Genomic DNA, 20,551 nt, shown 5'->3' with positions numbered 1-20,551 from the left:
GGGTTTTATTGTCCGCTCAGCACCCGCGCCGGATCGATGCGGCTGGCGCGCCTCGCCGGATACCAACTGGCCAACAGACTCAGCACGATAGCGGTCGCCAGCACGATCAGCACGTCCAGCCAGTGCAGCTCGGAAGGCAGGAAGTCGATGAAGTAGATATCGCCCGACAGGAAGGAGTGGCCGACCAGTTTCTCGATGCCCCGGATGATGTTGGTCAGCTGCAGCGAGGCGATCACCCCGATCACCACGCCGCTCAGGCTGCCCAGCAGCCCGGCCAGCAGCCCATACCAGATGAAAATGGCGCGGATAAAGCCGTCTTTGGCGCCCAGGGTGCGCAGCACCGCGATGTCGGCGCTTTTGTCTTTCACCGCCATCACCAGCGTGGAGACGATGTTGAAGCAGGCCACGCCGATCACCAGCACCATCGCCAGGTACATGATGGCGCGGATCATCTGGATGTCGCGGTACATGTAGCCGTACTTGCCGATCCAGCTCTTGATATAGATGTAAGCGTTGGTCACTTCGCCGGCGTCGCGCACCAGCTTGTTGGCGGCGAACACGTCGTTCATCTTGAGAGCGATACCCGTGACGCTGTCACCCATGTCGAGATACTGCTGCGCATCGGCCAGCGGCACCAGCGCCAGGCTGTGATCGAGCTGGCCGCTGAGCTGCAAAATGCCGGTCACGTGCAGGCGAATACGCTTCGGCTGCAGCAGCTTCATCTCAGGGTCGCTGTTGGGGATCATCACCGTGACATAGGCGCCCTGCTTGACGCCCAGCGCGTCGGCCACGCCCTTGCCGAGGATCACCTGCTGCTCGCCGGGCTTGAAGTTGGCCCAGGCGTCGCCCTGCACATACTGCGGCAGCGCGCTCAGTCGGCTCTCCTGCTGCGGATCCACGCCTTTGACTTCCACCGCGCGCAGCTGCGCGCCGTTTTCCATCAGGCCGGTAAAGTTGATGTACGGCGCGGCGGCCACAATGCCCGGCACCTTTTCCACCCGCTGCAGAATCGACGGCCAGCCGCTGAACGGCTGATTGACCGGCTCGAGCTCGCCGTGCGGCACCACCGCCAGAATGCGGTTCTTCAGCTCGCGCTCAAAGCCGTTCATCGCGCTCAGACCGACGATCAGCACCGCCACCCCCAGCGCGATGCCAATGGTGGAGATGACCGAGATCAGCGACACCATGCCGCCGCGTTTACGGCCGCGGCTGAAACGCAGGGCCGTCAGGAAGGACAGTGAGGCTCCCGCCATTACTCGGCCCCCATCAGGGTCAGCTGCGCCTGCAGGTGACCGTCGGCCATTTCCAACTGGCGGCTCAAGCGCTTGGCCAGCTGCAGATCGTGCGTTACCACCAGGAAAGCGGTGCCCTGACGCACGTTCAGCTCGCCGAGCAGATCGAAGATGCTGTCCGCGGTGCGCTTGTCGAGGTTGCCGGTCGGTTCGTCCGCCAGCACCAGCGCCGGGTTATTGACCAGCGCGCGCGCGATCGCCACGCGCTGACGCTCGCCGCCGGAAAGCTCGGACGGACGGTGTTTGCTGCGCTTTTCCAGCCCGACCGCCGCCAGCATCTCCCGCGCTTTCTCCTGCGCCTGCGCCGGTTTGGCGCCACCGATCAAGAGCGGCATGGCGGCGTTTTCCAGCGCGGTGAAGTCCGGCAACAGGTGGTGGAACTGATAGATGAAGCCCAGCTGGCGGTTGCGCAGCTCAGCCTTGGCCGCCGAAGACATGGCGTTCAGCGATTCGCCCTTGAAAATCACCTCGCCGGAGGTCGGCGAGTCCAGCCCGCCCAGCAGGTGCAGCAGGGTGCTCTTGCCGGAACCCGAGCTGCCGACGATCGCCATCATCTCGCCCTGCTGCATGGCAAAGCTGACGTTGCGCAGCACGTCGGTGTGCAGGTTGCCTTCCTGATAGGTCTTGCACAGGTTGTCACACTGCAGCAAAAGATGGTTACTCATAACGTAAAGCCTCAGCGGGTTGTACGGCGGCAGCGCGCCATGAAGGATAAAGCGTGGACAACAGGGAAACCGCCATCGCCACCACGGCGATGATCGTCACCTGCAGCGGATCGACCGCCACCGGCAGCGAAGCGCCGTCGATCAATGCGCCGAGGATCGGCATCAGGTTATTCAGATTGGTGGCCAGCAGCACGCCGAGCAGCGTGCCGAGCAGCGAACCGATGATGCCGGCGCTGGCGCCCTGCACCATGAATACCGACATGATCTGGCGGCGGGTCAGCCCCTGGGTCTGCAGAATGGCGACCTCGCCCTGCTTCTCCATCACCAGCAGGCCGAGCGAGGTAATGATGTTAAACGCCGCCACCGCCACGATCAGGCTGAGCAGCAGCCCCATCATGTTCTTCTCCATGCGCACCGCCTGGAACAGCTCGCCCTTGCGATCGCGCCAGTCTTTCCAGACGGTGCCCGCCGGCAGCGCCTGCTGGCTGAGGGTATCGACCGTCAGCGGCTGTTGCAGGAACAGACGCCAGCCGGTGATGTTGCCGGCCGGGTAACGCATCAGGCGCGAAGCATCCTGTTGGTTGACCAGCAGCTGATAGCCGTCCACCTCGCTGTTGGCGTGGAAGGTGCCGATGAGGGTGAACAAACGTTGGCTGGGAATGCGGCCCATCGGCGTGAACTGGCTGGCGCTCGGCACCATCACGCGCAGTGAATCGCCGCGCTTGACGCCAAGTTGCCCCGCCAGCTGTTCGCCGATGATGATGTTGTATTGACCCGGCTGCAGCTGTTGCTGCTTGACGTTGACCAGATACGGGGTCAGCGGGTCGGCCTCGTCGGGATTCACGCCGAGCATCACCCCGACCGCCACGCTGCGAGCGCTTTGCAGCACCACGTCACCGGTGGTCAGCGGCGCAACGCGCGTGACGCCCTGCAGCTTCTGCACCTCGGAGGCCGGCAGCTGCTGCGGGTTGACCGATCCTTGCGGACTGGTGACCAACGCCTGCGGCATCAGGCCGAGAATGTTGTTCTCCAGATCCTTTTCGAAACCGTTCATCACCGACAGCACGGTGACCAACGCCATCACCCCCAGCGTAATGCCGATGGTGGAAAGCCAGGAAACAAACCGCCCGAAGCGGTCTGAGGCTCGCCCGCGCATATAGCGCAGGCCAATGAATAACGCGACAGGTTGATACATGAAATCCGTTTGATAGCCGTGGCTTAAGCAAAGTGATCATGGATAATAAAGGCTCTCCCTCGTTTAGGGAACACCCGAGGGCCTTTTATTGCGTAGCGGCGAAGAGGGAGACGGCGGCAGCTTCGCGCGTTATTTATCCTCAGCCGCAAAAAACAGACGGCATTAACCGGTTAAATAACCGGCAGAAAATTGATGGGCAGCGCTTTTTGCTGTGTCAGTTTGCCGGCCGCTGGGCTACTATAAACAGCATAAAGGCGCTGGGTTATCCGTGCCGGGACGCCATCCAACACATTGATTAAAGATACCTGAATGAGCACTTCCGATAGCCGTAACCGTTCTTCATCCCCTCGTTATTCTCTGCCCGATCGCGCGGGCGATCTGCGCCAACTGGGGCAACTGACCGGCGCGGCCTGTGCCGTGGAGTGCGCCGAGATCGTCGAACGCCATCCTGGCCCGGTGATGCTGATCGCGCCGGACATGCAAAACGCCCTGCGGCTGCGCGACGAGATCCAGCAGTTCACCGACCAGATGGTGACCACGCTGTCCGACTGGGAAACCCTGCCGTACGACAGCTTCTCGCCGCATCAGGAAATCATCTCGGATCGTTTGTCGAGCCTGTATCACCTGCCGACCATGGCGCGCGGCGTGATCATTCTGCCGGTCAACACCCTGATGCAGCGCGTCTGCCCGCACGAGTTCCTGCACGGCCACGCGCTGGTGATGAAGAAAGGCCAGCGTCTGTCGCGCGACAAGCTGCGCGCGCAGTTGGAGCAGGCGGGCTACCGCAGCGTCGATCAGGTGATGGAGCACGGCGAATTCGCCACCCGCGGCGCGCTGCTCGATCTTTACCCGATGGGCAGCGACGAGCCTTACCGCATCGACTTTTTCGATGACGAAATCGACAGTCTGCGCATCTTCGACGTCGATACCCAGCGCACGCTGAGCGAAGTCGAGGCCATCAATCTGTTGCCGGCCCACGAGTTCCCCACCGACAAGAACGCCATCGAGCTGTTCCGCAGCCAGTGGCGCGAGCAGTTTGAGGTGCGCCGCGACGCCGAGCATATCTATCAGCAGGTCAGCAAAAGCGCCTGGCCCGCCGGTATCGAATACTGGCAGCCGCTGTTCTTCAGCCAACCGCTGCCGTCGCTGTTCAGCTACCTGCCGGCCAATACGCTGATCGTCAACACCGGCGATCTGGAGGGCGCCGCCGAGCGCTTCTGGCAGGACGTCAACCAACGTTACGAAAGCCGCCGCGTCGATCCGATGCGCCCGCTGCTGGCGCCGGATACGCTGTGGCTGCGCGTTGACGCGCTGTTCGGCGAGCTGAAGGCCTGGCCGCGCATCGCGCTGAAAACCGATGAGCTGCCGGCCAAGGCCGGCAATACCAATCTGGACTACCATGCCCTGCCCGATCTGGCGGTGCAGGCGCAGCATAAATCCCCGCTGGATAACCTGCGGCGCTTTATCGAAGGCTTCGACGGCAGCGTGATTTTCTCCGTCGAGAGCGAGGGGCGGCGTGAAACGCTGCAGGATCTGCTCGGCCGCATCAAGCTGGCGCCGGCGCTGATTCAGCGTCTCGATCAGGCAGAAACCGCGGGCCGTTACATGATGGTCGGCGCCGCCGAACACGGCTTCCTCGACGGCCTGCGCCAGCGGGCGCTGATCTGCGAAAGCGATCTGCTCGGCGAGCGCGTCAGCCGCCGCCGACAGGACAACCGGCGCACCATCAACACCGATACCTTGATCCGCAACCTGGCGGAACTGCATCCCGGCCAGCCGGTGGTGCACCTGGAGCACGGCGTTGGCCGCTATGTCGGCCTGACCACGCTGGAAGCCGGCGGCATCAAGGCCGAATACCTGATCCTCTCCTACGCCGGTGAGGACAAGCTGTACGTGCCGGTTTCTTCGCTGCATCTGATCAGCCGCTACGCCGGCGGCGCGGACGAAAACGCCCCGCTGCACAAACTGGGCGGTGACGCCTGGACGCGCGCGCGGCAGAAAGCGGCCGAACGGGTGCGCGACGTGGCGGCCGAGCTGCTGGATATCTACGCCCAGCGCGCCGCCAAGGCCGGTTTCGCCTTCAAACACAACCGCGAGCAGTACCAGCTGTTCTGCCAGAGCTTCCCGTTCGAAACCACGCCGGACCAGGAGCAGGCGATCAATGCGGTGCTGAGCGACATGTGCCAACCGCTGGCGATGGATCGCCTGGTATGCGGCGACGTCGGCTTCGGCAAAACCGAAGTGGCGATGCGCGCCGCCTTCCTGGCGGTGGAAAACGGCAAGCAGGTGGCGGTGCTGGTGCCGACCACCCTGCTGGCGCAGCAGCACTTCGACAACTTCCGCGATCGCTTCGCCACCTGGCCGATCCGCATCGAGATGATGTCGCGCTTCCGCAGCGCCAAAGAGCAGCAGCAGGTGCTGGACGACGCGGCCGAAGGCAAAGTGGACATCATCATCGGCACCCACAAACTGCTGCAGAGCGATCTGCGCTGGAAAGACCTGGGGCTGCTGATCGTCGATGAAGAACACCGCTTTGGCGTGCGCCACAAGGAGCGCATCAAAGCGATGCGCGCCGATGTCGATATCCTGACGCTGACCGCCACGCCAATCCCGCGTACGCTGAATATGGCGATGAGCGGCATGCGCGATCTGTCGATCATCGCCACCCCACCGGCGCGCCGGCTGGCGGTGAAGACCTTCGTGCGCGAATACGACAGCCTGGTGGTGCGCGAGGCGATCCTGCGCGAAGTGCTGCGTGGCGGCCAGGTTTACTACCTTTACAACGACGTGGAAAACATCGAGAAAGCGGCGCAGCGTCTGGCTGAGCTGGTGCCGGAAGCGCGCATCGCCATCGGCCACGGCCAGATGCGCGAACGCGATCTGGAACGGGTGATGAACGATTTCCACCACCAGCGCTTCAACGTGCTGGTGTGCACCACCATCATCGAAACCGGCATCGATATTCCCAGCGCCAACACCATCATCATCGAGCGGGCCGATCGCTTCGGCCTGGCGCAGCTGCATCAATTGCGCGGCCGCGTCGGGCGTTCGCACCACCAGGCTTACGCCTATCTGCTGACGCCAAACCCGAAAGCCATGGGCACCGACGCCCATAAACGGCTCGAGGCCATCGCCTCGCTGGAAGACCTCGGCGCCGGTTTTGCGCTGGCGACCCACGATCTGGAGATCCGCGGCGCCGGTGAGCTGCTGGGCGAAGACCAGAGCGGCCAGATGACCACCGTCGGCTTCTCGCTCTACATGGAGCTGCTGGAAAGCGCCGTCGACGCGTTGAAAAACGGCCGCGAACCGTCGCTGGAAGATCTCACCAACAGCCAGACCGAGGTGGAGCTGCGCATGCCGGCGCTGCTGCCGGAAGATTTCATTCCCGACGTCAATACCCGCCTGTCGCTGTATAAGCGCATCGCCAGCGCGAAGAACGACGGTGAATTGGATGAGCTGAAGGTCGAACTGATCGACCGCTTCGGTCAACTGCCGGACGCGGCGCGTAACCTGTTGCAGTGCGCAGCGCTGCGGCTACATGCGCAGAAGCTGGGGATCAAACGCATCGAGAGCAACGAGCGCGGCGGCTTTATCGAGTTCGGCGACAATAACCGCGTCGACCCGGGTTATCTGATCGGCCTGTTGCAGGGCAATCCGCAGGTTTACCGCCTGGATGGCCCGAGCAAGCTGAAGTTCACGCTCGATCTGGCCGATCGCCAGAAACGCCTGACGTTCACCGAAGAGCTGCTGAACGCCTTCCGCGAACACACGCTGGCGGCCTGAGCCAACGCCCCCGCCGTGGCGGCGGGGGCGGCTTACTCGCGCGGGAATCCGGCGCCCAGCGGCGCCAGCTGCATCACGCGGCTGGTCACCACCCGGTTTTTGCCGCTGCGCTTCGCCTCATACAACGCTTCGTCGGTCATGGCGATCGCCTTGTCCAGCATCATGCCAGGCAGATACAGCGACACGCCGATGGACATTGTGATGTGCGCTTCGTCGTGCGCATTCAGCAAGAACGTCGAGCTTTCCACCGCGCTGCGAATGCGCTCGGCCACCCCGCCGATCACCTGCGGATCGTAGCTGGCGGTGATCACCATAAACTCTTCGCCGCCGTAGCGCCCGACGAAGTCCTCATTGCGCACGCTGTTTTGCAACAGCCGCCCCACGCTCGCCAGCAGCACGTCGCCGGCCGGGTGACCGTAAGTGTCGTTGATGTTTTTGAAGTTATCCAAATCGAGGATCATCAGCCCACACGGGCGACGTTCGGCGCGCTGCAGCATCAGGTGATAATCGACGCTGGCGCGGTTGTTGATGTGGGTCACGCTGTCGGTCGTGGCGCGCGCGCGCATCGCGAAATAGGCGTAGATGTGGCGCTCTTTGAAATTCAGCGCATGATAGCAAATCGCCAGACAGAGCGCCGAAGCCGCCTGGTACAGCAACACATCCGGCCACAGCCCCCTTAGGTCCACCAACAGCCACACCACAACGATGCGATACAGCGCGATGACGCCGATCGTCAGGTAAAACACCCGATGGGATTTCTTCAGCCACACCCGCGACAGCAGCAGCGGCGCGACAATCGAGGCGATGAACAGGTTATCGACGGTGAAGCCGCCGGTCAGTGCCATAGCGAACAGAAAGCTCACCAGCCCACTGACGCCGCCGCCGAAGAACGTCACCAGTATCATCGGGATCATCGCAAAGCTGTAATGTACCTTATCGGTCAACACCAGCCGATCCTGACTCAAATACAGCACCGCCACCCCGGCCAGCAGGCCGAACACGACGCGCTTCCACAGTGCGGAACGGTAGGAAAACGGGGCATTCTTGCTGAGAACGAAATAGCTTACCGACAGCGTGGCATAGGTGATGCAAGCGTCGCTGTAAAGGGTGGAAATGGACGCAATGTAAGTCATAAATAGTCAGCGCGCTCCTCGGGATCGCCAGGGGTAATGTAAAGACGTTGAATAACGCATCCCTGTCGTCTCCGCTTCGGCGGCGGCCATTTTACACAGTCTATTAATAGAGTAGCAGTTCTATCTTATCGCCAAGCCGTCTATCTCACGATGCTCGCTTCAGGCTACTCTGTCCTTTGTATATCGGGGGAGAAACGCATGAATATCGACGATGAACTGCAGGCGCTCAGCGAACAGGAAGCGACGCTGGCCTTTACCCATTTTGACGCCACCACCGCCTGGGAGCTGGGCGCGGCGCTGAAAACCGCCGCCGAGCGACGCGGCCTGAGCATCGCCATCGAAATCCAACTGGCCGGGCAGACGCTGTTTTATTACGCCATGCCGGGCGCCACGCCGGACATCGCCGACTGGGTGCGGCGCAAGCGCAATCTGGTAAACCATTTTCACAAAAGTTCTTACGCCATCGGCCTGCGTCTGCAGCAGCGGCAAACGTCGCTGGAGGAACGTTACGGGCTGAGCGTACGCGACTATTCGGTGCACGGCGGCGCCTTCCCGCTCACCCTGACCTGCCTCGGCTGCGTCGGCAGCATCAGCATTTCCGGCGCGCCGCAGAAGGAAGATCACCAGCTGTTGGTAAGCACTTTAGCCCACTTTCTCGGCTTATCCCTACCCGCTCTGCACTAACCGCCAAAACCTTGATTATTCCTTTCTTTTTCAGCCGCAGAATCTGCGGCTGACTTACCTGTTAACGGCATTTAGCGCCGGATAAAACGACGACACTCTGATTTCCTGTGCCAAATTGACGCAGGTCTGGTAATCCGCTGAACAAAAGGCGTATGGTATCTGTCACGTGACAAGACGGACCTCATCGGGCCCGCCATTCCTTTCACTTTTGAAGATTTGGTACGCACCGTAGATGAAAACGCATGAAATAAACAAAATTCGCCCCTTCAGCGCGCTGATAGACGCCTGCTGGCGGGAACCTTATAGTCTGGCGCGGTTGCTGAAAGACGCTATCGCCGGGGTGACGGTCGGCATTATCGCCATTCCGCTGGCGATGGCGCTGGCGATCGCCAGCGGCGTGCCGCCGCAGTACGGCCTGTATACCGCCGCCATCGCCGGCATCGTCATCGCCGTCAGCGGCGGTTCGCGCTACAGCGTCTCCGGCCCCACCGCCGCCTTCGTGGTGATCCTCTATCCGGTCTCGCAGCAGTTTGGCCTGGCCGGCTTGCTGGTCGCCACGCTGATCTCCGGGGTATTTTTGCTGCTGATGGGGCTGGCGCGCTTTGGCCGGCTGATCGAGTACATTCCGCTGCCGGTGACGCTGGGCTTTACCTCCGGCATTGCCATCACCATCGCCACCATGCAGATCAAGGACTTTTTCGGCCTGCAGCTGGCGCACACGCCGGAAAATTACGTTGGCAAGCTGTACGCCCTGCTGCAGGCGCTGCCAACGCTGGATCTCGGCGATACCCTGATCGGCGCGGTGACGCTCTTGATCCTGATCTTCTGGCCCAAGCTCGGCCTGCGGGTGCCCGGCCACCTGCCGGCGCTGCTGGCGGGCACCGCGCTGATGGGGCTGCTGACGCTGTTTGACCACCCGGTGGCGACCATCGGTTCCCGCTTCAGCTACCTGCTGGCCGATGGCAGCAGCGGCCAGGGCATCCCGCCGATCCTGCCGCAGCTGCTGCTGCCCTGGGATCTGCCGGGCGGCGGCGGGCAGCCGTTCACCCTGAGCTGGCAAACCGTTTCCGCCCTGTTGCCGGCGGCATTTTCGATGGCAATGCTCGGCGCGATCGAGTCGCTGCTGTGCGCAGTGGTGCTCGACGGCATGACCGGTAAGAAGCATAACTCGAACAGCGAATTGATCGGCCAGGGCGCGGGCAACATCATCGCGCCGTTCTTCGGCGGCATCACCGCGACCGCCGCAATTGCCCGTTCAGCGGCCAACGTGCGCGCCGGTGCCACCTCACCGGTATCCGCCATCATCCACGCGCTGCTGGTGCTGTTGGCGCTGCTGGTTCTGGCGCCATGGCTCTCTTATCTGCCGCTGGCGGCGATGGCGGCGCTGCTGTTGATGGTCGCCTGGAACATGAGCGAGGCCCACAAGGTGGTTTACCTGCTGCGCCGGGCGCCGAAGGACGACATTCTGGTACTGCTGCTGTGCATGTCGCTGACGGTGCTGTTCGACATGGTGATCGCCATTACCGTGGGCATCGTGTTGGCGTCGCTGCTGTTTATGCGCCGCATCGCCCGCATGACGCGGCTAAGCGAACTGAGCGCCGATGACGGCCGCCTGGTGCTGCGAGTGAATGGCCCGCTGTTCTTCGCCGCCGCCGAGCGCATCTTTACCGAACTGCTGACGCGCAGCGAAAGTTATCGCACGATCGTGCTGCAATGGGATGCGGTGCCGGTGCTCGACGCCGGCGGTCTGAGCGCCCTGCGACGCTTTATCGACGTGTTGCCGGCGGACAAGAAACTGGTGATCACCGACGTGCCGTTCCAGCCGCTGAAAACCCTGGCGCGTGCGCGGGTGCAGCCGATCGAGGGCCGCTTGCAGTTCTACCCGACGCTGCCGGAAGCGCTGGCGGCTACCGGCGCCTAAACGTAAAAAAGCCCGACGAGTCGGGCTTTTTTTTGGCGATGAGCGCTTAGTTGCTGGTATCCAGCTCCGGGAAGCTCTTCACCAGGTCGTCGATGGCTTTCATCTGCGCCAGGAACGGCTCCAGCTTGTCCAGCGGCAGCGCGGACGGGCCGTCGCACTTGGCGTTGTTCGGATCCGGGTGCGCTTCGAGGAACAGCCCTGCCAGGCCAACCGCCATGCCGGCGCGCGCCAGCTCGGCCACCTGAGCGCGACGGCCGCCGGACGCGGCGCCGAACGGATCGCGGGTCTGCAGCGCGTGGGTCACGTCGAAGATTACCGGATGGCCGCCGGTCACGTTCTTCATCACGTTGATGCCCAGCATGTCGACCACCAGGTTATCATAACCAAAGTTGCTGCCGCGATCGCACAGGATCACCTGGTCGTTGCCGCCTTCTTTGAATTTGTCGACGATGTTGCCCATCTGCCCCGGGCTGACGAACTGCGGCTTCTTGACGTTGATTACCGCGCCGGTTTTCGCCATCGCTTCCACCAGATCGGTCTGACGCGCCAGGAAGGCCGGCAGTTGGATCACGTCAACCACTTCGGAAACCGGCTGCGCCTGCGCCGCTTCGTGAACGTCGGTGATGATTTTCACGCCGAAGGTTTTCTTCAGCTCTTCGAAGATCTTCATCCCTTCTTCCAGGCCCGGACCGCGGTACGAGTGGATGGAAGAACGGTTGGCTTTGTCGAAAGAGGCTTTGAAAACGTAAGGAATGCCCAGTTTTTGCGTCACGGTGACGTAGTGCTCGCAGATGCTCATCGCCAGATCGCGCGATTCCAGCACGTTCATACCGCCAAACAGCACAAACGGCAGGTCGTTTGCTACGTCGATGTCGCCAATGCTAACCACTTTCTGTTTCATGCTTTCGCCTTTGTTAAGGTTGTAACCGTCGCCTTGCAAACTGCACGGAGTCATTGAATTAATGCAGCGTCACCTGTTTCGGCTCAATCGAATGGATCTGCACTTTGATCACTTCGCTGACCGGGTCTTCAGGACACTGCTCGACAAAATAGTTGAGATCGGAAATCGCGATATGGTTGCACTCCAGCTGGGCGTAAATCAGCCCACGATCGCGGATCTCGTACGGATCTTCCGGATCGAAGCACAGCACCGTTTCGCTGGTGCGCAGCGCCATTTCCAACTGCTTTTCTTCCATCAGGGCGGCCTTCAGCGTATCCAGCATCTTGCGCACCACCATGATGTTCTCGGATTCGTCGAGATCGTCGTCTTCCAGCTCGGCGCCCAGCCCCAGGTTGCCCTTGATCCACACTTCCAGCTGGTGTTCGCTCAGGGTTTCGCCGTTCAGCGGGTTGATCAGCCACAGCTCTTCATCCAGCCAATCGGCGCGCAGGATCAGCTGAGTGGGGAAAATCACCGGCAGCAGCGGCAAATCCAGCGCGTTGGCGATATGCAGGAAGATGGTGCCGAGCGAAACCGGCGTGCCCTGCCGCCCCTCCAGCACCTTATCCAGCCAGATGGCGTCCGACAGGCGATAGACGCCGCTGGCGCCGCCGAATCCCCAGGTTTTGTAGAACAGTTCGATGAGCGCATCCAGTTGCTGCTCCTGTGTGATGTCGGCCGGCACCGCCGCGCGCGCTTCATCCACCAGCTGTTGCAGCTTGCGCTCCACGTCGGCAGCGGGAAAATCGCGCCGCACCGACTGCGACACCAGGATCACCCCTTCGCTCAGCGGCGAGGCGTTAAATTCAAAATCAGCAATGCTACTCATAGGTATCCCATCAGAAACGGTATTTTCGTCGTGGCAAGTTTAATTATCAGATACAGACAGCCCAACGCCAGCACGAACGCCACGGTTCGCAGCCGCTGACTTTTGGTCTTCTTGCCCAATGCGACGTAGCCAAGCAGGATATAGATAATAACGCCAAACAGCTTCTCGGTCAGCCATGAGTCCATACCCAGCAGCGGATAAAACCCGAACGTCACCACCAGCGCGATGCCGCTGACGAACAGCAGCGTATCGTTCAGGTGCGGCGCTATCTTGACCCAGCGGCGGCCCACGATCGGCGAGCGGCGCCACTGCCAGTAAAAACGCAGCACAAACAAGGTAATACTGATGGCGACCGTCAGCAAATGGAAATGTTTCAACGCGGTGTATGCAGTCATGATGCTCCCTTAGATGGCCCGGGCGTCGTTATTATGAGGGGCGCTTATCCCGGCCATTGGCCGAGCGTCACGCGGTCGTTGTCGCCGTAATCACGGTGGGTGGCGACAGCGGAAAATCCGGCGGCCTGCAGCAGCGCGCGCACGCTCTCGCCCTGCTGCCAACCATGTTCCAACAGCAGCCAGCCCTGCGGCTGCAAATAATGAGGCGCCTGGCGCACGATGTCGGCCAGATCCGCCAGCCCATGATCGGCGGCGACCAGCGCGCTGCCGGGCTCGAAGCGCACGTCGCCCTGCGACAAATGCGGATCGGCGGCGTCGATATAGGGCGGATTGCTGGCGATCAGCGCAAAGCGTTGCCCCGCCACCGGCGCAAACCAGCTGCCCTGTAAAAACCGGACGTTGTCGATCTTCAGCTTGTGCGCATTGTGCTGCGCCAGCGCGACCGCGTCCGGCTGCACATCGACGCCGATTGCCGAACAATCCGGGCGCTCGCTGGCCAGCGCCAGCGCGATGGCGCCGGTGCCGGTGCCGAGATCGAGGAAGTGGCAGGGTTGCGGCGGCAGGCGCGCCAGCGCCAGTTCCACCAGGCATTCGGTATCCGGGCGCGGGATCAGCGTCGCGGGCGAGACCGACAGCGGCAGCGACCAAAACTCGCGCTCGCCCACCAGATAGGCCACCGGCTCACCGCGTTCGCGGCGCGCCAGCAGCGTCTCCAGCTGCTGTTGCTGTGGCGGCGTCAGCAGGGTTTCCCCGAACGCCATCAGGAAGGTTCTGGCCTTGCCGGTCACGAAACCCAACAGGATTTCCGCGTCGCGCCGGGCGCTGTCGCTGTGGGTCAAACGCGCGGCGGCGGCTTTCAGCCAGTGTTGATAATCCATCACTCTTGCTCGGCGGACAGCGCAGCCAGCTGATCGGCCTGATACTCCTGCACAATCGGCTGGATCAGCATGTCCAGTTTGCCTTCCATCACTTCGTCCAGGCGGTAAAGCGTCAGGTTGATGCGGTGGTCGGTCACCCGCCCCTGCGGGAAGTTGTAGGTGCGGTTGCGATCGGAACGATCGCCGCTGCCCAGCAGGTTGCGGCGAGTGGACGCCTCGGCCTGCTGGCGCTTGGCCATCTCGGCGGCGCGAATGCGCGCGCCCAGCACCGACATCGCCTTGGCTTTGTTTTTGTGCTGTGAACGTTCGTCCTGACACTCCACCACGATGCCGGTCGGCAGGTGGGTAATGCGGATCGCCGAGTCGGTGGTGTTAACGTGCTGGCCGCCGGCGCCGGAAGAGCGGAAGGTGTCGATTTTCAGATCGCCCGGGTTGATGTCCGGCAGCTCGGCTTCCGGCACTTCCGGCATCACCGCCACGGTGCAGGCGGAGGTGTGGATGCGCCCCTGGGATTCGGTTTCCGGCACGCGCTGCACGCGATGGCCGCCGGATTCAAACTTCAGCTGGCCGTACACGCCGTCGCCGGAAACTTTGGCGATCACTTCTTTGAAGCCGCCGTGCTCGCCTTCGTTGGCGCTCATCACCTCGACGCGCCAGCGGCGGCCTTCGGCGTAACGGCTGTACATGCGGAACAGATCGCCGGCGAAGATCGCCGCCTCATCGCCGCCGGTGCCGGCGCGCACTTCGAGGAAGCAGCTGCGCTCATCATCCGGATCTTTCGGCAGCAGCAACACCTGCAGCTGCTGTTCCAGCTCTTCGCTGCTCGCCCGCGCCTGTTTCAGCTCTTCCTGCGCCATCTCGCGCATCTCCGGATCGTCCAGCATCGTTTCCGCCGTCTCCAGATCCTCCTGCACCTGACGCCATTCCAGGAAGCAGCGGCTGACGTCGGTCAGCTGCGCGTATTCTCGCGACAGCGCGCGGAACCGGTCTTGGTCGGCGATGACGCCGGCATCGCCGAGCAGCGCCTGCACTTCTTCATGGCGCTCTTGTAACGCTTCCAGTTTGGCAACAATAGAAGGCTTCATGCGTGGTAATAAACCCTGTTAATAGAGAAAACTAATGCTGATCCAGCCCGAGGCTGTCGCGTAATAACTGCAACCGCTCCACGTCGCCGTCGCCGGCGGCCTGCTGGAGGGATTTGGTGGGGGCATGAATAAGACGGTTGGTCAGTTTATGGGCCAGCTCGTGAATAACCTGCTCCACGTTGGCGCCCTGCGCGATGGCGGCCAGCGCTTTGGCCTCCATTTCTGCGCGGATCTGGTCGGCCTGCGAACGGTAGTCGCGGATGGTTTCCACCGCGCCCTGCGAACGCAGCCAGGCCATGAAGTTGGTGCTTTCCTGCTGCACGATCGACTCCGCCTGCACCGCCGCCGCTTTGCGCTGCGCCAGGTTGCTTTGAATGATGGCGTGCAGATCGTCCACGCTGTACAGATAGGCGTTGGCCAGTTTGCCGACCTCCGGCTCGATATCGCGCGGTACGGCGATATCCACCAGCAGCATCGGCTGGTTGCGGCGCGCCTTCAGCGCGCGCTCCACCATCCCCTTGCCGATGATCGGCAGCGGGCTGGCGGTGGAACTGATGATGATGTCGGCGTCCGCCAGGCGTTCGTCGATCTCCGGCAGGGTGATCACCTCAGCGCCGACCTCGTCCGCCAGCAGCTGCGCGCGCTCGCGGGTGCGGTTGGCGATGATCATGTGCCGCACTTTGTGTTCGCGCAGGTGGCGCGCCACCAGCTCGATGGTTTCACCGGCGCCCACCAGCAATACGTTGAGATCGGCCAGCGATTCGAAGATCTGCCGCGCCAGGGTACAGGCGGCGAAAGCCACGGAGACCGCGCTGGCGCCGATTTCGGTTTCGGTGCGCACGCGCTTGGCGACGGAGAAGGATTTCTGGAACAGCCGCTCCAGCTCGCCGGACAGCGACTGACCGCGTTGCGACTCGGCGAAGGCCTTTTTCACCTGGCCGAGGATCTGCGGTTCGCCCAGCACCAGTGAGTCCAACCCGCTGGCCACCCGCATCAGATGGCTGACCGCGTCGTTGCCCTGATGCCAGTACAGGCTTTTCTTCACCTCTTCCGGGCGCAGGTTGTGATACGCGCACAGCCAGGCGACCAGCTGCTCGTGCATGTGTTCCTGTTGCTCTACGCTGAGATACAGTTCGGTGCGGTTGCAGGTGGACAACACGACGCCGCCCTGCACCAACGGTTGTTGGAGCAAGCTGGTTAGCGCCTCATCGATGGACTCTGGCGAGAAGGTCACCCTTTCACGCAGAGAAACCGGAGCGGTTTTGTGATTTATACCTAACGCCAGCAGGGTCATTGCTTCGAGTAATACTTATCTTGGTACGGGTTCTCGTTGAACGGCATTCTACTTGATGCGCGGGATCAATAAAAGTAACAACCGCATCTTCCGTTCAATCGCTGTCATAGATGACATCAATTAATGAATAAGCAATAAATACAGCAGGATAAATAGTCATAGGGCAGGTTAATTGCTTAAATTTTAGCGCAGTTTGCGATAACGCGCACGCTATTCGGCGTACGCAGCGGCGGCGTTTGCGCAACTCCGGCACCGCTTATCGGGCGCGCCTCCCCCGCCTTCGGCCGATTGTGTTAATCTTAATGGCGACCCCGACACGCGCGCCGGGTTGGCATTGCGCCGGCAAAAGCGGCAAGATTCAACGCGATGCAGCAAAAAATTGACGCGTCGCCGCCGCCCCGTTAGCGTGAGCGCTGAATCCGGGTTTCGTCGCGCATGCCCGCAAGGACAAAAGGACAAGAGAAAGTTATGCCAATACGCAAAGTTAGTTTGCTCCGTCTGATCCCGCTGGCCAGCCTGGTGCTGGCCGCCTGTACCACCACCAAGCCGACCGGCCCGGCCACCAGCCCGACCTCACCGCAGTGGCGCGCCCATGAGCAGGCGGTGCAGCAGCTCAGCACCTATCAGACCCGCGGCTCCTTCGCCTACTTGTCTGATCAGAAAAAAGTCTACGCCCGTTTCTTCTGGCAGCAGTTCTCGCCGGAACGCTACCGCCTGCTGTTGACCAACCCACTGGGCAGCACGGAAATGGATCTCAACGTGCAGAAAAACGCGGTGCAGCTGACCGACAACCAGGGCAAACGCTACGTCAGCGACAACCCGGAAGAGATGATCCGCAAGCTGACCGGCATGGCGATCCCGCTGAACAACCTGCGCCAGTGGATGCTCGGCCTGCCGGGCGAAGCCAGCGATTTTGCGCTGGACGATCAATATCGCCTGAACAAGCTGACCTATCAGCAAGGCGGCCAGACCTGGAAGGTGGATTACCAGGGCTACAGCAACGACGTGCAGCCGACGCTGCCGAACCGTCTGGAGCTACAGCAGGGCGACCAGCGCATCAAGCTGAAGATGGATAACTGGACGCTCAAATGATCCGTCAGTGGCCCTCCCCCGCGAAACTCAACCTGTTTTTGTACATCACCGGCCGTCGTGAAGACGGCTATCACCTACTGCAAACGCTGTTCCAGTTTTTGGACTACGGCGACACCCTGACCATCGACCCACGTCAGGACGAACGCATTCACCTGCTGACGCCGGTCGAGGGCGTGCCGGACGAGCAGAACCTGATCGTGCGCGCCGCCCGCATGCTGCAACGCTATTGCAATGAACGCGGCCTGCAGACCGCGCCGCGCGGCGCCGACATCAGCATCGACAAACGCCTGCCGATGGGCGGCGGTTTGGGCGGCGGTTCCTCCAACGCCGCCACCGTGCTGGTGGCGCTGAACGAATTGTGGCGCTGCGGTCTTGGCGACGACCAACTGGCAGAGCTGGGGCTCAGCCTCGGCGCCGACGTGCCGGTGTTCGTGCGCGGCCACGCCGCCTTCGCCGAAGGCATCGGCGAGCGCCTGCAGCCGGCCGAGCCGCAGGAAAAATGGTATCTGGTGGCGCATCCCGGCGTCGGCATCCCGACGCCGGTTATCTTCGGCGACGCCGAATTGAAAAGAAACACCCCGGTTCGCTCCTTAAGTGAGCTGTTGCAGGCGCCGTACGCAAATGATTGCGAACCGATCGCAAGAAAACGTTTTCGCGAGGTTGAACAGCTTCTTTCATGGCTGTTAGAATACGCCCCGTCACGCCTGACTGGCACAGGTGCTTGTGTGTTTGCTGAATTCGACACAGAAATCGCCGCCCGTCAGGTGTTAAATCAAGCCCCGGAGTGGTTGTGTGGTTTTGTAGCGCGCGGCGTTAACGTCTCCCCACTACATCGCATCCGTTCCGGGCGGTTTGAGTCGTAGCTCAACGTTTCGCTGCGCAGGGTCATGCACACCTGGCCCTGTTATCCCTGCGCTGCCTGCGGTCTCAATTTTAGTTTTACATACCCGTATGTATATTGCGCCGGCGTCGCCGACTGCCCCTTGGCGATGTCGCATGACAATATCTTCTCTGGACGCAAGCCTGAGGTTCTTCTCGTGCCTGATATGAAGCTTTTTGCTGGTAACGCCACCCCGGAACTAGCACAACGTATTGCCAACCGTTTGTACACCAGCCTTGGTGACGCCGCTGTAGGTCGTTTTAGCGACGGCGAAGTGAGCGTGCAAATCAACGAAAATGTACGCGGCGGTGATATTTTCATCATCCAGTCCACCTGTGCCCCGACCAACGACAACCTGATGGAACTGGTTGTGATGGTCGACGCCCTGCGTCGCGCCTCCGCAGGTCGTATTACCGCCGTTATCCCTTACTTCGGCTATGCCCGCCAGGATCGCCGCGTGCGTTCCGCGCGTGTGCCAATCACCGCCAAGGTTGTCGCCGATTTCCTCTCCAGCGTAGGGGTTGACCGCGTTCTGACGGTGGATCTGCATGCTGAGCAGATTCAAGGCTTCTTCGACGTACCGGTAGACAACGTGTTCGGCAGCCCGATCCTGCTGGAAGACATGCTGCAGCAAAATCTGGAAAACCCGATCGTGGTTTCTCCGGATATCGGCGGCGTGGTGCGTGCCCGCGCTATCGCCAAACTGCTGAACGACACCGACATGGCCATCATCGACAAACGTCGCCCGCGCGCGAACGTTTCTCAGGTGATGCACATCATCGGTGACGTGGCAGGCCGTGATTGCGTGCTGGTCGACGACATGATCGACACCGGCGGCACCTTGTGTAAAGCGGCTGAAGCGTTGAAAGAACGCGGTGCCAAGCGCGTATTCGCCTACGCGACGCACCCGATCTTCTCCGGCAACGCCGTGGACAACATCAAGAACTCGGTGATTGATGAAGTGATCGTCTGCGACACCATTCCGCTGTCGCCGGAAATCAAGGCACTGAAAAACGTTCGCACTCTGACCCTGTCCGGCATGCTGGCTGAAGCCATCCGCCGCATCAGCAACGAAGAGTCGATCTCTGCGATGTTCGAGCATTGATTCGTCGTCTTTCCGGTGCGGCGCCCACCGTGCCGGAAAGATAGCGAGCCCGACAGCAGAAAAAGAAAAACCCGTTGGTGCGCGAGCAACAACGGGTTTTCTACTTGTAGTCCGACATGACCTCAAACCTTAATGCACGGCAGATGTTCCCTTGCCCCGCTCTTGCTTCCCTTCTGCTTTTTTAATCAATGCGACGAACGATGTTGATCGTTGCGGCACCGTTTATCAAAGTGTTTTACCCACCAGTAGCGATCCGCTACCTGCTCGCGGCCGCCGATACGCGCGCCCACCAGCCACAACAGCGCGCCGACGAAGATGCTCATGATGGCGCCGTGGGCGAAAAATTGCGGTAAATTGAACTGCGATACTTCAGCAAGAATGGAGTATCCGACGCCGCCGATCATCACGACCAGGCCCAGCCCCATAAAAAAGTTGCCCATTCTGTCCGCGTTTCTACGTTTCATATGCCACCTCCATGATTGCCATGTGCCAACCGGGATAACGCTGCAACTTGTTAACCCACTTTGATAAGTTAAGTATAGTCCTTGTGGCGGCAAGGGGATTGCGGGGGCGATCACAAATGGTAAAGAATTATTGACACTTCTTAACACGGCGCTGAAAATTAGCGGACAAATTGAATTATTCAGCTAATGAATCATTCGTCTTTCTTACCTAAGACGATGGCGGAGATCGGATTTTGTCATTCGCCGCCCCGACAGGTAGACTAAGGCCCTTTCCATTACCCTGATCATAGCGAATCTCCCAGTGAGCAGTATTAAATTGATAGTCGGCCTGGCCAACCCGGGCGCGGAATACGCCCAGACGCGCCACAACGCCGGCGCCTGGTACGTCGATCTGCTGGCCCAGCGCCACAATCAGCAGTTGAAAGAAGAGAGCAAGTTCTTCGGCTACACCGCCCGCTTGAACCTGGCGGGCAACGACGTGCGCCTGCTGGTGCCGACCACCTTCATGAACCTGAGCGGCAAAGCGGTGCTGGCGATGGCCAACTTCTACCGCATCGAACCGAACGAGATCCTGGTGGCGCACGACGAACTGGATCTGCCGCCCGGCGTGGCCAAAATCAAGCTCGGCGGTGGCAACGGCGGCCACAACGGCCTGAAGGACATCCAGAACAAGTTCGGCAACAACCCGAACTTCTATCGCCTACGCATCGGCATCGGCCATCCGGGTGACAAGAACAAGGTGGTGGGCTTCGTGCTCGGCAAGCCGCCGGCCAGCGAGCAGAAGATGATTGACGAAGCGATCGACGAGTCGCTGCGCTGCACCGAGATGCTGATGAAGGACGGGCTGGAAAAAACCGTTCAGCGCCTGCACAGCTTCAAGGCGCAGGCCTGAACCTTGCCGCAGCGGGCGCCCTGC

The 20,551-nt window shown here is 61.3% G+C and carries 19 protein-coding genes; 8 read left to right on the top strand and 11 right to left on the bottom strand.

Features of this window, described 5'->3' with window-relative positions; translation table 11 throughout:
- Positions 1-5: 5 nt before the first annotated feature.
- From lolE to lolC, 3 genes are read right to left on the bottom strand one after another with little or no spacing between them, the layout of a single operon-like run.
- Positions 6-1,253: a lipoprotein-releasing ABC transporter permease subunit LolE gene (gene lolE / locus HWW83_RS19790; protein WP_033642765.1), complete on the bottom strand. Its 1,248-nt coding sequence runs from the start codon at positions 1,251-1,253 to the stop codon at positions 6-8.
- Positions 1,253-1,957 (bottom strand): lipoprotein-releasing ABC transporter ATP-binding protein LolD, encoded by a 705-nt coding sequence (gene lolD / locus HWW83_RS19785; protein WP_004941120.1) that lies wholly within the window; start codon positions 1,955-1,957, stop codon positions 1,253-1,255. Before lolD ends, lolE begins: the two co-directional genes overlap by 1 nt.
- The gene (gene lolC, locus HWW83_RS19780) at positions 1,950-3,152 is read right to left on the bottom strand and encodes a lipoprotein-releasing ABC transporter permease subunit LolC (RefSeq protein WP_004941116.1); all 1,203 of its coding nucleotides are present in this window, start codon (positions 3,150-3,152) and stop codon (positions 1,950-1,952) included. The genes lolD and lolC overlap by 8 nt, the downstream gene beginning before the upstream one ends.
- A 38-nt stretch (positions 3,153-3,190) precedes the next feature.
- Between lolC and HWW83_RS19775 the strand changes: the two genes are divergently transcribed.
- Both HWW83_RS19775 and mfd read left to right on the top strand, forming a co-directional pair.
- Positions 3,191-3,451, top strand: a complete 261-nt coding sequence (locus HWW83_RS19775; RefSeq protein ID WP_046686897.1) for a hypothetical protein — start codon at positions 3,191-3,193, stop codon at positions 3,449-3,451.
- Between the two features lie 10 nt (positions 3,452-3,461).
- The gene (gene mfd / locus HWW83_RS19770) at positions 3,462-6,935 is read left to right on the top strand and encodes a transcription-repair coupling factor (protein ID WP_176589501.1); all 3,474 of its coding nucleotides are present in this window, start codon (positions 3,462-3,464) and stop codon (positions 6,933-6,935) included.
- A 32-nt stretch (positions 6,936-6,967) separates the two neighbouring features.
- Here the strand turns inward: mfd and HWW83_RS19765 are convergent, their stop codons facing one another.
- The gene (locus tag HWW83_RS19765; RefSeq protein ID WP_069100067.1) at positions 6,968-8,068 is read right to left on the bottom strand and encodes a GGDEF domain-containing protein; all 1,101 of its coding nucleotides are present in this window, start codon (positions 8,066-8,068) and stop codon (positions 6,968-6,970) included.
- A gap of 198 nt (positions 8,069-8,266) precedes the next feature.
- On the opposite strand from HWW83_RS19765, the gene HWW83_RS19760 reads away from it, so the two are divergent.
- Both HWW83_RS19760 and dauA read left to right on the top strand, forming a co-directional pair.
- The gene (locus tag HWW83_RS19760) at positions 8,267-8,752 is read left to right on the top strand and encodes a heme-degrading domain-containing protein (RefSeq protein ID WP_069100068.1); all 486 of its coding nucleotides are present in this window, start codon (positions 8,267-8,269) and stop codon (positions 8,750-8,752) included.
- A 232-nt stretch (positions 8,753-8,984) separates the two neighbouring features.
- Positions 8,985-10,673 carry a C4-dicarboxylic acid transporter DauA gene (gene dauA / locus HWW83_RS19755; protein ID WP_043141525.1) on the top strand — a complete coding sequence of 563 codons (1,689 nt, stop codon included), beginning with the start codon at positions 8,985-8,987 and terminating at the stop codon, positions 10,671-10,673.
- 46 nt (positions 10,674-10,719) lie between these two features.
- On the opposite strand, the gene kdsA is transcribed toward dauA, so the two are convergent.
- Genes kdsA through hemA form a run of 6 tightly spaced genes read right to left on the bottom strand, consistent with a single transcriptional unit; the run spans position 10,720 to position 16,094 of the window.
- On the bottom strand, positions 10,720-11,574 hold the full coding sequence (gene kdsA, locus HWW83_RS19750; protein WP_004941087.1) for a 3-deoxy-8-phosphooctulonate synthase: 855 nt from the start codon (positions 11,572-11,574) through the stop codon (positions 10,720-10,722).
- Between the two features lie 58 nt (positions 11,575-11,632).
- The gene (gene sirB1 / locus HWW83_RS19745) at positions 11,633-12,442 is read right to left on the bottom strand and encodes an invasion regulator SirB1 (RefSeq protein ID WP_033646388.1); all 810 of its coding nucleotides are present in this window, start codon (positions 12,440-12,442) and stop codon (positions 11,633-11,635) included.
- Positions 12,439-12,837 carry a SirB2 family protein gene (locus HWW83_RS19740; RefSeq protein WP_033642758.1) on the bottom strand — a complete coding sequence of 133 codons (399 nt, stop codon included), beginning with the start codon at positions 12,835-12,837 and terminating at the stop codon, positions 12,439-12,441. Before HWW83_RS19740 ends, sirB1 begins: the two co-directional genes overlap by 4 nt.
- A 44-nt stretch (positions 12,838-12,881) precedes the next feature.
- Positions 12,882-13,715, bottom strand: a complete 834-nt coding sequence (gene prmC, locus HWW83_RS19735; RefSeq protein WP_122004131.1) for a peptide chain release factor N(5)-glutamine methyltransferase — start codon at positions 13,713-13,715, stop codon at positions 12,882-12,884.
- A complete protein-coding gene (gene prfA, locus HWW83_RS19730) occupies positions 13,715-14,800 on the bottom strand; it encodes a peptide chain release factor 1 (RefSeq protein WP_042784257.1) in 1,086 nt (361 codons plus the stop codon). Before prfA ends, prmC begins: the two co-directional genes overlap by 1 nt.
- 31 nt (positions 14,801-14,831) lie before the next feature.
- On the bottom strand, positions 14,832-16,094 hold the full coding sequence (gene hemA / locus HWW83_RS19725; RefSeq protein ID WP_019454778.1) for a glutamyl-tRNA reductase: 1,263 nt from the start codon (positions 16,092-16,094) through the stop codon (positions 14,832-14,834).
- Between the two features lie 468 nt (positions 16,095-16,562).
- Between hemA and lolB the strand changes: the two genes are divergently transcribed.
- The 3 genes from lolB (at position 16,563) to prs (ending at position 19,171) form a co-directional block, all read left to right on the top strand.
- Entirely contained in the window at positions 16,563-17,186 is a 624-nt protein-coding gene (lolB, locus tag HWW83_RS19720) for a lipoprotein insertase outer membrane protein LolB (RefSeq protein WP_176589500.1), read from the top strand.
- A complete protein-coding gene (gene ispE / locus HWW83_RS19715; RefSeq protein WP_176589499.1) occupies positions 17,183-18,049 on the top strand; it encodes a 4-(cytidine 5'-diphospho)-2-C-methyl-D-erythritol kinase in 867 nt (288 codons plus the stop codon). The genes lolB and ispE overlap by 4 nt, the downstream gene beginning before the upstream one ends.
- Before the next feature lie 174 nt (positions 18,050-18,223).
- Positions 18,224-19,171 (top strand): ribose-phosphate diphosphokinase, encoded by a 948-nt coding sequence (prs, locus tag HWW83_RS19710; protein ID WP_004941061.1) that lies wholly within the window; start codon positions 18,224-18,226, stop codon positions 19,169-19,171.
- Between the two features lie 185 nt (positions 19,172-19,356).
- Here prs and ychH read toward each other — a convergent pair whose 3' ends face one another.
- Positions 19,357-19,635 (bottom strand): stress-induced protein YchH, encoded by a 279-nt coding sequence (gene ychH, locus HWW83_RS19705; RefSeq protein ID WP_033642754.1) that lies wholly within the window; start codon positions 19,633-19,635, stop codon positions 19,357-19,359.
- Between the two features lie 301 nt (positions 19,636-19,936).
- On the opposite strand from ychH, the gene pth reads away from it, so the two are divergent.
- Positions 19,937-20,527, top strand: coding sequence for an aminoacyl-tRNA hydrolase (pth, locus tag HWW83_RS19700; protein WP_004941053.1), 591 nt, complete (start codon positions 19,937-19,939; stop codon positions 20,525-20,527).
- Positions 20,528-20,551 lie beyond the last annotated feature (24 nt).

The sequence above is a fragment of the Serratia ureilytica genome, from assembly GCF_013375155.1.
GTDB lineage: Bacteria > Pseudomonadota > Gammaproteobacteria > Enterobacterales > Enterobacteriaceae > Serratia > Serratia ureilytica.
This window is presented reverse-complemented; position numbering and strand designations above follow the sequence as displayed.

Coding starts and splice junctions, on each gene's coding strand:
- HWW83_RS19765 (WP_069100067.1), bottom strand. CDS start 8,068: ATGACTTACATTGCGTCCATTTCCACCCTTTACAGCGACGCTTGCATC.
- HWW83_RS19740 (WP_033642758.1), bottom strand. CDS start 12,837: ATGACTGCATACACCGCGTTGAAACATTTCCATTTGCTGACGGTCGCC.
- kdsA (WP_004941087.1), bottom strand. CDS start 11,574: ATGAAACAGAAAGTGGTTAGCATTGGCGACATCGACGTAGCAAACGAC.
- ispE (WP_176589499.1), top strand. CDS start 17,183: ATGATCCGTCAGTGGCCCTCCCCCGCGAAACTCAACCTGTTTTTGTAC.
- dauA (WP_043141525.1), top strand. CDS start 8,985: ATGAAAACGCATGAAATAAACAAAATTCGCCCCTTCAGCGCGCTGATA.
- lolC (WP_004941116.1), bottom strand. CDS start 3,152: ATGTATCAACCTGTCGCGTTATTCATTGGCCTGCGCTATATGCGCGGG.
- mfd (WP_176589501.1), top strand. CDS start 3,462: ATGAGCACTTCCGATAGCCGTAACCGTTCTTCATCCCCTCGTTATTCT.
- hemA (WP_019454778.1), bottom strand. CDS start 16,094: ATGACCCTGCTGGCGTTAGGTATAAATCACAAAACCGCTCCGGTTTCT.
- HWW83_RS19760 (WP_069100068.1), top strand. CDS start 8,267: ATGAATATCGACGATGAACTGCAGGCGCTCAGCGAACAGGAAGCGACG.
- lolB (WP_176589500.1), top strand. CDS start 16,563: ATGCCAATACGCAAAGTTAGTTTGCTCCGTCTGATCCCGCTGGCCAGC.
- prfA (WP_042784257.1), bottom strand. CDS start 14,800: ATGAAGCCTTCTATTGTTGCCAAACTGGAAGCGTTACAAGAGCGCCAT.
- ychH (WP_033642754.1), bottom strand. CDS start 19,635: ATGAAACGTAGAAACGCGGACAGAATGGGCAACTTTTTTATGGGGCTG.
- prmC (WP_122004131.1), bottom strand. CDS start 13,715: ATGGATTATCAACACTGGCTGAAAGCCGCCGCCGCGCGTTTGACCCAC.
- lolE (WP_033642765.1), bottom strand. CDS start 1,253: ATGGCGGGAGCCTCACTGTCCTTCCTGACGGCCCTGCGTTTCAGCCGC.
- HWW83_RS19775 (WP_046686897.1), top strand. CDS start 3,191: ATGGATAATAAAGGCTCTCCCTCGTTTAGGGAACACCCGAGGGCCTTT.
- lolD (WP_004941120.1), bottom strand. CDS start 1,957: ATGAGTAACCATCTTTTGCTGCAGTGTGACAACCTGTGCAAGACCTAT.
- sirB1 (WP_033646388.1), bottom strand. CDS start 12,442: ATGAGTAGCATTGCTGATTTTGAATTTAACGCCTCGCCGCTGAGCGAA.